This window comes from Staphylococcus sp. MZ3 (assembly GCF_018622755.1).
Taxonomy (GTDB): domain Bacteria; phylum Bacillota; class Bacilli; order Staphylococcales; family Staphylococcaceae; genus Staphylococcus; species Staphylococcus aureus.
Genome location: NZ_CP076026.1, coordinates 162,013 through 176,023 on the forward strand (window position 1 = coordinate 162,013; position 14,011 = coordinate 176,023).

Sequence of the window (14,011 nt, forward strand, 5' to 3'; positions counted from 1 at the left end):
TGAACTTCAGAGAGGATAATGTTATGAAAAAAATTATGGTTATTTTCGGTACGAGACCCGAAGCAATAAAAATGGCACCATTAGTAAAAGAAATTGATCATAATGGGAACTTTGAAGCGAACATTGTGATTACAGCACAACATAGAGATATGTTAGATAGTGTGTTAAGTATATTTGATATTCAAGCTGATCATGATTTAAATATTATGCAAGATCAACAAACGTTAGCGGGCCTTACGGCGAATGCGCTTGCTAAACTTGATAGCATCATTAATGAGGAACAGCCGGATATGATTTTAGTACATGGTGATACTACAACGACTTTTGTAGGAAGTTTGGCAGCATTTTATCATCAAATTCCGGTCGGACATGTAGAAGCTGGACTTCGAACACATCAGAAATACTCACCATTTCCTGAAGAGTTAAATCGAGTCATGGTAAGTAATATTGCTGAATTGAATTTTGCGCCAACAGTAATTGCAGCTAAAAATTTACTTTTTGAAAACAAAGACAAAGAGCGTATCTTTATTACTGGAAATACAGTTATTGACGCATTGTCAACAACAGTTCAAAATGATTTTGTTTCAACGATTATTAATAAACATAAAGGCAAGAAAGTTATTTTACTAACAGCGCATCGTCGTGAAAATATTGGGGAACCGATGCATCAGATTTTTAAAGCAGTAAGAGATTTGGCAGATGAATATAAAGATGTTGTCTTCATTTATCCAATGCATCGTAATCCAAAGGTAAGAGCGATTGCCGAAAAATATTTATCTGGGAGAAATCGGATTGAATTAATTGAGCCATTAGATGCGATTGAGTTCCATAATTTTACAAATCAATCGTACCTCGTGCTGACAGATTCTGGTGGTATTCAAGAGGAGGCTCCTACATTTGGAAAACCTGTGTTGGTATTAAGGAATCATACAGAGCGTCCCGAAGGCGTTGAGGCGGGAACATCGAGAGTAATTGGCACAGATTATGACAATATTGTTCGAAATGTGAAACAATTGATTGAGGATGATGAAGCGTATCAACGTATGAGTCAAGCGAATAATCCATATGGTGATGGACAAGCATCACGACGTATTTGTGAAGCAATAGAATATTATTTTGGATTGCGCACAGACAAGCCGGATGAATTCGTACCTTTACGTCACAAATAATAAAAAACCCCTAATCATGAAGTTGGTTTAGACAACCAGCGGTGACTAGGGGTTTTTAATATATTTATTTTTGATAGTGGTAGCCAATATCATATTTGAATACTTTATTTGATAATATTGGACTTTGCTGTCCATCGTCATCACTTTTTAAACGTACATTTTTATGAGCTTCTTTAAATACATCGGAATTCAACCAATTATTAAAGCTATCTTCAGATTCCCAAATAGTTAAGATTTTAACTTCGTCTGTATCCTCGGTATTTAATGTTTTAGTGACAAACATTTGTTGGAAGCCTTCAATAGTTTCAATACCTTGTCTATTGTAAAAACGTTCAATCGTTTCTTCCGCACTGCCTTTTTGTAATTGTAATCTATTTTCTGCCATAAACATGGGCAATCACTCCTCTATTTTATTATTTGATTTGGGTAATGTTTTTACAAATGTAAAGAGTACAGCGGTTTGTATGATAACCATTATGATTAATCCTACACGGACTGCAAGAACATCCACCATATAAATTGAAAAACCTATTACAATGTATAAGCTAATTAAAATTTTAATTTTCTGTTGTAGCGTGTAGCCTCGATGTAAATAAAAGTTTTCTACATATTCTTTATAAATTTTTTGATTAATAAGCCAATTGTAAAAGCGATCTGAACTTCGAGCAAAACAAAAAACTGCTACGAGTAAAAAAGGGGTCGTTGGCAGTAAAGGTAATACGGCACCTGCAATACCAAGCGCTGTAAATATTAAGCCAATGACGATTAAAATAAGTCGCATTGAAAAAACTCCATTCTAGTACTAATGCGCATGTAATATTGTTTTAGTAATATAACTCATGCTAAATATAATGTGTATGATAAGTGCAATGACTCAGTAAAATGAAACGTTGTTGAATTATTCTTGTCCCATTAACGCATTTTAAGCGCGACTTTCATAACAACCAAACTATTTAATGAGAATTATTCTCAAGTATTATAGTTATATTATGTGTTTTATTTTTGAAAAGTGCAATATGTTTTCGAAAATAAGATTATTTTTATGTGCAAAAACGACGCAAAAGTTTTAAAAATGAGACTTCTGTGAGCTGATTATTTTATAAAATGTAAACGCTTACTATATAATGTGAATCATATCGTTTAAAAGCATTATTAAATATGATGCTAAGAGATTTATATTATAGCCAATAAACAAAGGAGAGATAATATGGCAGTAAACGTTCGAGATTATATTGCAGAGAATTATGGTTTATTTATCAATGGGGAATTTGTTAAAGGTAGCAGTGACGAAACAATCGAAGTGACTAATCCAGCAACTGGAGAAACACTATCACATATTACAAGAGCAAAAGATAAAGATGTCGATCATGCAGTCAAAGTGGCGCAAGAGGCATTTGAATCATGGTCATTAACTTCTAAATCAGAACGTGCACAAATGTTGCGTGATATTGGTGATAAATTAATGGCACAAAAAGATAAAATTGCAATGATTGAAACATTAAATAATGGTAAACCGATTCGTGAGACAACAGCAATTGATATTCCATTTGCTGCAAGACATTTCCATTATTTCGCAAGTGTTATTGAAACAGAAGAAGGTACAGTGAATGATATCGATAAAGACACAATGAGTATCGTACGACATGAGCCGATTGGCGTCGTAGGTGCTGTTGTTGCTTGGAACTTCCCAATGCTATTAGCTGCATGGAAGATTGCGCCAGCCATTGCTGCAGGTAATACAATTGTGATTCAACCTTCGTCTTCAACACCATTAAGTTTATTGGAAGTTGCTAAAATTTTCCAAGAGGTATTACCTAAAGGTGTTGTCAATATACTAACGGGTAAAGGTTCAGAATCAGGTAATGCAATTTTCAATCATGATGGTGTAGATAAATTATCATTTACGGGCTCAACTGATGTAGGTTATCAAGTTGCCGAAGCTGCAGCAAAACATCTAGTACCCGCTACATTAGAGCTTGGTGGTAAAAGCGCCAATATCATATTAGATGATGCTAATTTAGACCTTGCAGTTGAAGGTATTCAGTTAGGTATTTTATTCAACCAAGGTGAAGTATGTAGTGCAGGTTCTCGATTATTAGTTCATGAAAAAATTTATGATCAATTGGTGCCACGTTTACAAGAGGCATTTTCAAATATTAAAGTTGGAGATCCACAAGATGAAGCTACACAAATGGGTAGTCAAACTGGTAAGGATCAATTAGATAAAATTCAATCATATATTGATGCAGCAAAAGAATCAGATGCACAAATTTTAGCAGGTGGTCATCGCTTAACTGAAAATGGATTAGATAAAGGGTTCTTCTTTGAGCCGACATTAATTGCTGTGCCAGACAATCATCACAAATTAGCACAAGAAGAAATATTTGGACCAGTGTTAACAGTGATTAAAGTGAAGGACGATCAAGAAGCAATTGATATAGCTAATGATTCTGAGTATGGTTTAGCAGGCGGTGTATTTTCTCAAAATATCACACGTGCATTAAATATTGCTAAAGCTGTACTTACAGGACGTATTTGGATTAACACTTACAACCAAGTACCAGAAGGCGCACCATTTGGTGGTTATAAAAAATCAGGTATCGGTCGAGAAACTTATAAAGGTGCGTTAAGTAACTATCAACAAGTTAAAAATATTTATATTGATACAAGCAATGCTTTAAAAGGTTTGTACTAGAATAAATATCGTTTCTGAAGCGTGTTTGTAGGTCAGTCTAGCGGTAAGTCTTAACATTTAACGGCGTTGTTTAGATTTTAAGCAAAACAAAATATATAGGAACACGTATCATGATATTAGGATATAATGACTAAAATAATAGCAGTAGGATGGTTTTTAATTGCAAATCATCTTACTGCTTTTTTTAATTATGCTAATTTGCGATGCGGCTATTATAAGGACAGAGTTGTTTATTAATTATGGTGATTTAGAAATATGAAGTTCAATATGCAAAGTCATCGTTTGTTTTAATATGTGGAACAATCATTAAAGTTATTGTGATTTTTTGAACTTAATGAAACTAAACAATAAATTTGAGATACTTTTTTGTCATTTTTATGTAACTAACACAATAATCTCGTACATTATTAAAATTTTCTATATGATAGGGATAAAGTAAAGAGCGAGTGTGCTGTAAAAGTTTTTCCAAGGTGATATTACATAAAGGTATAAAGGGTAAAGATTAATGAGTTGTCATGTGAAGAACGATGGTGTATAAATTATGGTTAATTACGGAAGCATTAATATTAATCTGAGAAGCTATAAAGAATTATTTTTAAAAGCGACAATATTAAATACGACGCATTTATTTAGGAGTGGCAAACTATGAATGGGAAAAAGGCAAATACGATAAACAGATACAAATATTTTCATCATGTCAATCATCAAAAAATTCAACAAAGTTCTAAAAAGACGCTGTGGGCATCACTAATCATCACATTGTTATTTACAGTGATTGAATTTGTCGGAGGTTTAGTATCTAATTCATTGGCATTACTGTCAGATTCATTTCATATGCTTAGTGATGTATTAGCACTTGGTTTATCTATGTTGGCCATTTATTTTGCAAGTAAAAAGCCGACTGCACGATACACATTTGGATATTTAAGATTTGAGATATTAGCTGCATTTTTAAATGGTTTAGCATTAATTGTAATTTCAATCTGGATTTTATATGAAGCTATTGTACGTATTATTTATCCGCAACCAATTGAAAGTGGCATTATGTTTATGATTGCTAGTATTGGTTTACTCGTTAATATTATTTTGACAATTATCCTTGTAAGGTCTTTAAAACAAGAAGACAATATCAATATTCAAAGTGCATTATGGCATTTCATGGGAGACTTATTGAACTCTATTGGTGTCATCGTTGCAGTTGTATTGATTTACTTTACAGGATGGCGCATCATCGACCCAATCATTAGTATTGTAATTTCACTCATCATTTTACGTGGTGGTTATAAAATTACGCGTAATGCGTGGTTAATTTTAATGGAAAGTGTGCCTCAACATTTGGATACTGATCAAATTATGGCAGATATTAAAAACATAGATGGCATATTAGATGTACATGAATTTCATTTGTGGAGTATTACAACAGAGCATTATTCATTAAGTGCCCATGTTGTGTTAGATAAAAAATATGAGGGTGATGATTATCAAGCGATTGATCAAGTATCATCATTGTTGAAAGAAAAATATGGCATTGCACATTCAACGTTGCAAATTGAAAACTTGCAATTGAATCCATTAGATGAGCCATACTTCGACAAATTAACATAAATAAAACATTGTACAGGCTGGGACATAAATCAATGTTCTATACTCTACGAAGTTATATTGGCAGTAGTTGACTGAACGAAAATGCGCTTGTAACAAGCTTTTTTCAATTCTAGTCAGGGGCCCCAACACAGAGAATTTCGAAAAGAAATTCTACAGGCAATGCAAGTTGGGGTGTTGGCCCCAACACAGAGAATTTCGAAAAGAAATTCTACAGGCAATGCAAGTTGGGGTGGGACAACGAAATAAATTTTGCGAAAATATCATTTTTGTCCCACTCCCACGTTTGTTTTATACTTATGTTGCATCATTTAAATGATTTTCGTCAATTTCTTTGATGCTATCTACATCTAACACGACATCTTTAGGTTTCAAAATATGAATATGTTTTTCATCATTTGTATGTAAAATGCGTTCTATGATGTATCTTTGACCGGCCATTGTTTCTACAGCAATCTTTTTGTTTCTAGCTAAACTTGCTACGACAGATTCTTTATCCATAATGATAGCCCCCTATATATATGTTTATTTACTTATACCCTAACATGATTTTTATACTCTTTGAAAATATATTTTACAGAATTTTATCTAAATATTTAAAAAATCGCTCAATATCCTTGTAATCCGATAAGAATTATAGTAATATTTTTTCAACCATTGTTATAGGAGGTCTTATTAATGACATTATTTTTATTAGAAGCTAACAATCTTGATTTTGCATCAACGAAAGAAGAACTAGAAGCAAAGGCAGCATCACTATCTACGAAGACAATTCCAACATTAATTGAAGTACAAGCTACTGAAAATTTAACTCATGGTTATTTTATTGTGGAAGCAAATGACGAAGCAGAAGCTAAACAATTTTTAACAGAAGCAGATATTAGTATTCAATTAGTCAAAGAAGTACGCTTAGTTGGTAAAGATTTAGATGAAGTTAAAAATGGTGATGCACATGTTGATTACCTTGTAACTTGGAACATTCCGGAAGGCATTACGATGGATCAATATTTAGCACGTAAAAAGAAAAATTCTGTTCATTATGAAGAAGTGCCAGAAGTTGAATTTAAACGCACATATGTATGTGAAGATATGTCTAAATGTATTTGTTTATACAACGCACCTGATGAAGAAGCGGTACGTCGCGCGCGAAAAGCAGTTGATACACCGATTGATGGCATCGAAAAACTTTAATAAGACAACAAGTTGATGAGATATATGTATATAGGTTTGACGTGGATTTCGATTGCAGTTAATTAGAATAGCTCAATGCTATAAATGTAAGTAGTTGATATGAAGAAACTAATGAACTAAATGCAAGTATTGTCTAAAACAATCATTTTATTGAAATTTAGTAGAGCTGAAATTAATATAACGTCGTTAATTGAATAACGCTTATGTTATAAGAGCACTCATACCAAACCATAATCATCTATAGATATAACAATTCACGATATAAGGGCTGTGTTTGGCATAGCCCTTTAGATATACACTTAATTCCTATTAAAATAGTAGGGATTAAAAGGGGGCTTGTCATGATTAAAATACAACAATTACAACATCACTTTGGATCACATAAAGTAATTCATAACTTTAATTTGGACATTAGCAAAGGAGAAATAGTCACTTTCATAGGAAAAAGTGGTTGCGGAAAGTCTACTTTACTCAATATCATCGGTGGATTTATTCATCCATCATCTGGACGTGTCATTATTGATAACGAAATTAAACAACAGCCGTCTCCAGATTGTTTAATGCTATTTCAACATCATAATTTGCTGCCATGGAAAACGATTAATGACAACATTAGGATTGGATTTCAACAGAAAATTAGTGATGAAGAGATTAACGCACAGCTTAAATTAGTTGATTTAGAAGGCAGGGGAAAGCATTTTCCCGAGCAACTGTCCGGGGGTATGAAACAACGTGTGGCACTATGTCGAGCGCATGTGCATAAGCCTAACGTTATATTGATGGATGAGCCATTAGGTGCATTAGATGCATTTACACGTTATAAACTTCAGGATCAACTAGTGCAACTAAAACATAAAACGCAATCAACTATTATTTTAGTGACGCATGACATTGATGAAGCTATTTATCTTTCCGACCGCATTGTTCTGTTAGGTGAAGGGTGCAATATTATTTCTCAATATGAAATTACAGCATCACATCCACGCAGTCGTAATGATAGCCACCTACTTAAGATTCGTAATGAAATTATGGAAACATTTGCATTGAATCATCATCAAGTTGAACCTGAATATTATTTATAAGGAGTGAGTGACGATGAAAAGGTTAAGCATAATCGTCATCATTGGAATCTTTATAATTACAGGATGTGATTGGCAAAGGACGTCTAAAGAACCGTCTAAAAATGCCCAAAATCAGCAAGTGATTAAAATTGGATATTTGCCGATTACACATTCAGCTAATTTGATGATGACTAAAAAATTATTATCACAATACAATCATCCGAAATATAAACTAGAATTAGTTAAATTCAATAATTGGCCAGATTTAATGGACGCATTAAACAGTGGTCGTATTGATGGTGCATCAACTTTAATAGAGCTAGCGATGAAATCAAAACAGAAGGGCTCAAATATAAAGGCTGTGGCATTGGGCCATCATGAAGGCAATGTCATTATGGGACAAAAAGGTATGCACTTAAATGAATTTAATAATAATGGCGATGATTACCATTTTGGTATACCACATCGTTATTCAACACATTATCTTTTACTTGAGGAATTACGTAAACAATTAAAGATTAAACCGGGGCATTTTAGCTATCATGAAATGTCGCCAGCAGAAATGCCAGCCGCATTGAGTGAACACAGAATTACAGGGTATTCTGTAGCCGAACCATTCGGTGCACTGGGTGAAAAGTTAGGCAAAGGTAAGACTTTGAAACATGGTGATGACGTTATACCTGATGCGTATTGCTGTGTGCTAGTACTGAGAGGGGAATTGCTTGATCAACACAAGGATGTAGCGCAAGCATTTGTACAAGATTATAAAAAGTCTGGCTTTAAAATGAATGATCGCAAGCAAAGTGTAGACATTATGACGCATCATTTTAAACAAAGTCGTGACGTTTTAACACAGTCAGCGGCATGGACATCCTATGGTGATTTAACAATTAAGCCATCCGGCTATCAAGAAATTACGACATTGGTAAAACAACATCATTTGTTTAATCCACCTGCATATGATGACTTTGTTGAACCGTCATTGTATAAGGAGGCATCGCGTTCATGACACGTCCCACAAATAACAAATTTATATTACCTATTATCACATTTATTATTTTCTTAGGCATTTGGGAAATGGTCATTATTATTGGGCATTACCAACCTGTATTGTTACCTGGTCCTGCTCTTGTAGGAAAAAGTATATGGACTTTCATTGTTACTGGAGAAATTTTCCAACATTTAGCAATTAGTTTATGGAGATTTGTAGCGGGCTTTGTTGTCGCATTGTTGGTTGCTATTCCATTGGGCTTCTTGCTTGGAAGGAATCGTTGGCTATACAACGCTATCGAACCGCTATTTCAATTGATTAGGCCGATATCTCCGATAGCATGGGCACCATTTGTTGTTCTATGGTTTGGTATTGGTAGTTTGCCAGCGATTGCGATTATTTTTATCGCTGCTTTTTTCCCAATTGTGTTCAATACTATTAAAGGCGTTAGAGACATTGAACCTCAATATTTAAAAATAGCGGCAAATTTAAATTTAACTGGGTGGTCATTGTATCGCAATATATTATTTCCCGGGGCATTTAAACAAATCATGGCTGGGATACATATGGCGGTAGGAACAAGTTGGATATTTTTAGTTTCTGGTGAAATGATTGGTGCACAATCGGGATTAGGTTTTTTAATCGTTGATGCACGAAATATGTTGAACTTAGAAGATGTTTTAGCAGCAATATTCTTTATCGGATTATTTGGTTTTATTATTGATCGATTCATTAGTTATATTGAGCAGTTTATACTTAGAAGATTTGGTGAATAAGGAGAGATGATGATGACTTTAGAAACGCTTATCAAAGAACAATTAGATCCTCATTTAGTAGAAGTTGATGAAGGGACGTATTATCCGAGAACATTTATTCAGCAATTATTTGTAGATGGTTATTTCGGTGAGGCGGCATTGAGAAAAAATGCTGAAGTAATCGAAGCTGTATCGCAGTCTTGTTTGACAACAGGATTTTGTTTATGGTGCCAATTAGCTTTTTCAACGTATTTAGAAAATGCCACGCAGCCACATTTAAATAATGACTTACAACAGCAATTGTTATCTGGAGAAATATTAGGTGCTACCGGATTGTCTAATCCGATGAAGTCATTTAATGATTTAGAAAAGTTGAACCTTGAACACACTTATGTTGATGGACAATTGGTTGTCAGTGGACGTATGCCAGCTGTAAGTAATATTCAAGAAGACCATTATTTTGGTGCGATTTCGAAACATGAATCATCAGATGAATTTGTCATGTTCATTCTACGTGCCAATCAAGATGGTATCACTCTTGTTGAAAAAACCAATTTTTTAGGAGTCAACGGGTCAGCAACGTATCAAATCACATTGAATCAAGTCGTAGTGCCACAATCACAAATTATCACGCATGATGCGAAGCAGTTTGCGGCAACTATTCGCCCGCAATTTATTGCTTACCAAATTCCAATAGGATTAGGCTCAATTAAAAGTTCTTTAGAGTTAATTGATGCATTTTCAAATGTGCAAAACGGAATAAATCAATATTTAGAGTATGATGTTGAAGCTTTTAAAAAACGTTATCGTCAACTTAGAGAAGAATATTATGCAATATTAGATGACGGTAACTTAACTTCACATTTAAATGAATTAATATCATTGAAGAAGGACATCGGCTATTTATTGCTAGATGTAAATCAAGCTTCTGTTGTCAATGGTGGTTCAAGAGCGTACACACCATATTCGCCACAAGTTCGCAAGTTAAAAGAAGGATTCTTCTTTGCAGCATTGACACCAACATTAAGACATTTAGGTAAACTTGAAGCAGAGTTGAAGGGGTAAGTGTGATAAGCTGATTTTTTGTTTAGATGCGTTTGTTGAAACATTTTTTAAAATAATATAAATCTTAGTTTATAAACATTTTCTGTTAATTTGTTATATCCTTTTAACTAGGAAAATATACATTTCGTAATAATAATAATCGTTATCATTGAAAAAGTGTTAATAAGGTGTATAATGAAAATGTGAACAATTAATGAACTTCTTATTTTAAAGAAGGTGAATACTATAGATACGCATACTAAAGAACAACAATTCTCGAATCTAGTAAGATCTTATCGTAAAGAATACGTGGGTAAAGGACCCAATAGTATTCGAGTGTCGTTTAAAGATAATTGGGCGATTGCACATATGACAGGTGTTTTGAGTAAAGTTGAGAGTTTTTACCTAAACGACAAACGCAATGAATCGATGCTCCATTATACACGCACAGAGAAGATTAAACAGATGTATAAAGAAATAGATGTAAATGAGATGGAAAGTCTTGTAGGCGCTAAGTTTGTAAAATTATTTACAGATATTGATTTGAATGATGATGAAGTCATTTCAATATTTGTTTTCGATAAGTCAATAGAATAAGTGTTGCTGGTGTAAGGTACACGGTGCTGTTTGCTAACTTCGCTTTGAATTTAACAATAATTCAAGGGGGTGGTATGTCAAACGGTGCCGTTTTTTTTGTCATATTTTTAAAACAAGCAACATGCAACACGTACTTTAAGGAAGTCAAAATTTATCATTTAGGAGAGATGGATATGAAAATCGTAGCATTATTTCCAGAAGCAGTAGAAGGTCAAGAAAATCAATTACTTAATACTAAAAAAGCATTAGGATTAAAAACATTTTTAGAGGAAAGAGGACATGAGTTCATTATATTAGCAGATAATGGTGAAGACTTAGATAAACATTTACCAGATATGGATGTGATTATTAGTGCGCCATTTTATCCTGCATATATGACTCGTGAACGTATTGAAAAAGCACCGAACTTGAAATTAGCAATTACAGCAGGTGTAGGATCTGACCATGTAGATTTAGCGGCAGCAAGTGAACACAATATTGGTGTCGTTGAAGTTACAGGAAGTAATACAGTTAGTGTGGCAGAACATGCGGTTATGGATTTATTAATACTTCTTAGAAACTATGAAGAAGGTCATCGTCAATCAGTAGAAGGTGAATGGAACTTGTCTCAAGTAGGTAATCATGCGCATGAATTACAACACAAAACAATTGGTATTTTTGGATTTGGTCGAATTGGACAACTTGTTGCTGAAAGATTAGCGCCATTTAATGTAACATTACAACACTATGATCCAATCAATCAACAAGACCATAAATTGTCTAAATTTGTAAGCTTTGATGAACTTGTTTCAACAAGTGATGCGATTACAATTCATGCACCATTAACACCAGAAACTGATAACTTATTTGATAAAGATGTTTTAAGTCGTATGAAAAAACACAGTTATTTAGTGAATACTGCACGTGGTAAAATTGTAAATCGCGATGCGTTAGTTGAAGCGTTAGCATCCGAGCATTTACAAGGATATGCTGGTGATGTTTGGTATCCACAACCTGCACCTGCTGATCATCCATGGAGAACAATGCCTAGAAATGCTATGACGGTTCACTATTCAGGTATGACTTTAGAAGCACAAAAACGTATTGAAGATGGAGTTAAAGATATTTTAGAGCGTTTCTTCAATCATGAACCTTTCCAAGATAAAGATATTATTGTTGCAAGTGGTCGTATTGCTAGTAAAAGTTATACAGCTAAATAGAATAAGGATGCTGGGCTAGCGATTAACGCTTTCAATTTTATATAAATGAATCATATAAGCACTACTGCTGTTGTAAAGATGGCAGTAGTTTTTTTATGATTACATCTAAGTATAGTCACGGCTATGTTAGGACAATGATTTAACATTTACGCACATATGTGTTCACTTACGCAATTATTGATAAATTTCATTCATTTGGAATAATATATAGTCATATAGTGCTAATTTTTTTGAGGCATTATATGCAAGATGCATTGTAAAATCGATGCATTTGTTTGTTAAATAACTTTGTATAACTAAAAATTCTTTGTTTCAACGTATAATCTAATAATAGATTTTATATAAATGGTAGTGTGTATATATGTGGATAGGGGTGTAGTTATTAATGAAACGCTTAAGTACGACTTTGAAAGTACGATTGATTAGCAATTTTTTACAGCTAATTATTACGACAGCATTTATACCGTTTATAGCACTATATTTAACAGATATGTTAAGTCAATCAATTGTCGGTATATATCTTGTTGGTTTAGTGGTTCTAAAATTTCCATTGTCCATTATATCTGGTTACCTTATTGAGATTTTTCCGAAAAAGTTGCTAGTACTTATTTATCAAGCGACGATGGTGATAATGCTTGTGTTCATGGGCGTATTTGGGTCACATCAATTGTGGCAAATTATTGGTTTTTGTGTTGCATATGCCATATTTACAATCGTTTGGGGATTACAATTTCCAGTTATGGACACATTAATTATGGATGCAATTACCGAAGACGTGGAACATTATATTTACAAGATTAGCTATTGGATGACGAACTTATCGGTAGCTATTGGGGCATTGTTAGGTGGCTTGATGTATGGCTACAGTATGTTACTACTTTTCTTAATAGCAGCTTGTATATTTTTAATTGTACTCTTTATTTTATATATTTGGTTACCTCAAGACCGAAATCAAGTAAAGCAAAGTGATGACAAGAGGCATGCAAGTCGTTATCAAAAATTACAAATAATGAATATATTTCGCAGTTATAAATTAGTTTTGAAAGACCGTAATTATATGTTATTGATTTCGGGGTTCAGTATCATCATGATGGGTGAATTTTCAATCTCCTCATATATTGCTATTAGACTAAAGGATCAGTTTGAAACAATAAGTATAGGTTCATATGATATTACAGGTGCTAAGATGTTAGCAATCTTGCTAATGATTAATACGGTCGTCGTCATTTTACTCACGTATTCAATCTCGAAAGTTGTATTGAAAATAGATTTTAAAAAAGCTTTAATCACTGGTTTGCTGATTTATATTGTTGGCTATAGTGGTCTAACCTATCTTAATCAGTTTGGCTTATTAGTTGTTTTTATGATAATTGCGACTGTAGGTGAGATTATTTATTCGCCTATAGTTTCAGAACAACGCTTTAAAATTATTCCTAAAGCTAAAAGAGGAACATATAGTGCAGTTAATGCATTAGGTATTCATTTTTCAGAAACACTAGCTAGGTTAGGGATTGTGTTGGGTGTTTTCTTAACGTCATTACAAATGGGACTGTATATGTTTATCGTTTTAACAATTGGTGCTAGCATGCTTGTTGCTGGTGTATTCGGGGGACAAAAACAAGTGAATACAAATTGAATTTATTTAAATATTTATTTTATGCATCTTTTTATATTGAAAACCTATTAATTTGGTCGTAATTAAAATAG

Annotated in this window: 14 protein-coding genes; 11 read left to right on the plus strand and 3 right to left on the minus strand. The window is 33.4% G+C overall.

Features of this window, described 5'->3' with window-relative positions; genetic code table 11:
- The first annotated feature begins 23 nt into the window (after window positions 1-23).
- Window positions 24-1,169: a type 8 capsular polysaccharide synthesis protein Cap8P gene (cap8P, locus tag KI230_RS00720; RefSeq protein ID WP_000723452.1), complete on the plus strand. Its 1,146-nt coding sequence runs from the start codon at window positions 24-26 to the stop codon at window positions 1,167-1,169.
- 64 nt (window positions 1,170-1,233) lie between these two features.
- On the opposite strand, the gene isdI is transcribed toward cap8P, so the two are convergent.
- Both isdI and KI230_RS00730 read right to left on the minus strand, forming a co-directional pair.
- Window positions 1,234-1,560: a staphylobilin-forming heme oxygenase IsdI gene (gene isdI, locus KI230_RS00725; RefSeq protein ID WP_000480603.1), complete on the minus strand. Its 327-nt coding sequence runs from the start codon at window positions 1,558-1,560 to the stop codon at window positions 1,234-1,236.
- Between the two features lie 6 nt (window positions 1,561-1,566).
- Window positions 1,567-1,950 carry a YbaN family protein gene (locus KI230_RS00730; RefSeq protein ID WP_001237005.1) on the minus strand — a complete coding sequence of 128 codons (384 nt, stop codon included), beginning with the start codon at window positions 1,948-1,950 and terminating at the stop codon, window positions 1,567-1,569.
- Window positions 1,951-2,376: 426 nt separating this feature from the next.
- Here KI230_RS00730 and KI230_RS00735 point away from each other — a divergent pair, with 426 nt between their 5' ends.
- The gene (locus tag KI230_RS00735) at window positions 2,377-3,864 is read left to right on the plus strand and encodes an aldehyde dehydrogenase family protein (RefSeq protein ID WP_045178327.1); all 1,488 of its coding nucleotides are present in this window, start codon (window positions 2,377-2,379) and stop codon (window positions 3,862-3,864) included.
- 645 nt (window positions 3,865-4,509) lie between these two features.
- The gene (locus KI230_RS00740; protein WP_001013481.1) at window positions 4,510-5,469 is read left to right on the plus strand and encodes a cation diffusion facilitator family transporter; all 960 of its coding nucleotides are present in this window, start codon (window positions 4,510-4,512) and stop codon (window positions 5,467-5,469) included.
- A gap of 294 nt (window positions 5,470-5,763) precedes the next feature.
- Here the strand turns inward: KI230_RS00740 and KI230_RS00745 are convergent, their stop codons facing one another.
- Complete coding sequence (locus KI230_RS00745) at window positions 5,764-5,967, minus strand: hypothetical protein (protein ID WP_000356963.1); 204 nt, start codon at window positions 5,965-5,967, stop codon at window positions 5,764-5,766.
- Window positions 5,968-6,144: 177 nt separating this feature from the next.
- Here KI230_RS00745 and KI230_RS00750 point away from each other — a divergent pair, with 177 nt between their 5' ends.
- The 8 genes from KI230_RS00750 to KI230_RS00785 all read left to right on the plus strand — a co-directional run bounded on the left by KI230_RS00750 (window position 6,145) and on the right by KI230_RS00785 (window position 13,940).
- Window positions 6,145-6,657 carry a DUF4242 domain-containing protein gene (locus KI230_RS00750; RefSeq protein ID WP_000171919.1) on the plus strand — a complete coding sequence of 171 codons (513 nt, stop codon included), beginning with the start codon at window positions 6,145-6,147 and terminating at the stop codon, window positions 6,655-6,657.
- A 341-nt stretch (window positions 6,658-6,998) separates the two neighbouring features.
- Complete coding sequence (locus KI230_RS00755) at window positions 6,999-7,739, plus strand: ABC transporter ATP-binding protein (protein WP_000590844.1); 741 nt, start codon at window positions 6,999-7,001, stop codon at window positions 7,737-7,739.
- Window positions 7,740-7,752: 13 nt separating this feature from the next.
- A complete protein-coding gene (locus tag KI230_RS00760; protein ID WP_000826671.1) occupies window positions 7,753-8,727 on the plus strand; it encodes an ABC transporter substrate-binding protein in 975 nt (324 codons plus the stop codon).
- Window positions 8,724-9,485, plus strand: a complete 762-nt coding sequence (locus KI230_RS00765; RefSeq protein WP_000197961.1) for an ABC transporter permease — start codon at window positions 8,724-8,726, stop codon at window positions 9,483-9,485. Before KI230_RS00760 ends, KI230_RS00765 begins: the two co-directional genes overlap by 4 nt.
- A gap of 12 nt (window positions 9,486-9,497) precedes the next feature.
- Entirely contained in the window at window positions 9,498-10,529 is a 1,032-nt protein-coding gene (locus KI230_RS00770) for an acyl-CoA dehydrogenase family protein (RefSeq protein ID WP_000171648.1), read from the plus strand.
- A gap of 216 nt (window positions 10,530-10,745) precedes the next feature.
- Window positions 10,746-11,105, plus strand: a complete 360-nt coding sequence (locus KI230_RS00775; protein WP_001092004.1) for a Na-translocating system protein MpsC family protein — start codon at window positions 10,746-10,748, stop codon at window positions 11,103-11,105.
- Between the two features lie 173 nt (window positions 11,106-11,278).
- Entirely contained in the window at window positions 11,279-12,304 is a 1,026-nt protein-coding gene (locus KI230_RS00780) for an NAD-dependent formate dehydrogenase (protein ID WP_000706137.1), read from the plus strand.
- A 385-nt stretch (window positions 12,305-12,689) separates the two neighbouring features.
- Window positions 12,690-13,940: an MDR family MFS transporter gene (locus tag KI230_RS00785; RefSeq protein WP_000826862.1), complete on the plus strand. Its 1,251-nt coding sequence runs from the start codon at window positions 12,690-12,692 to the stop codon at window positions 13,938-13,940.
- Window positions 13,941-14,011 lie beyond the last annotated feature (71 nt).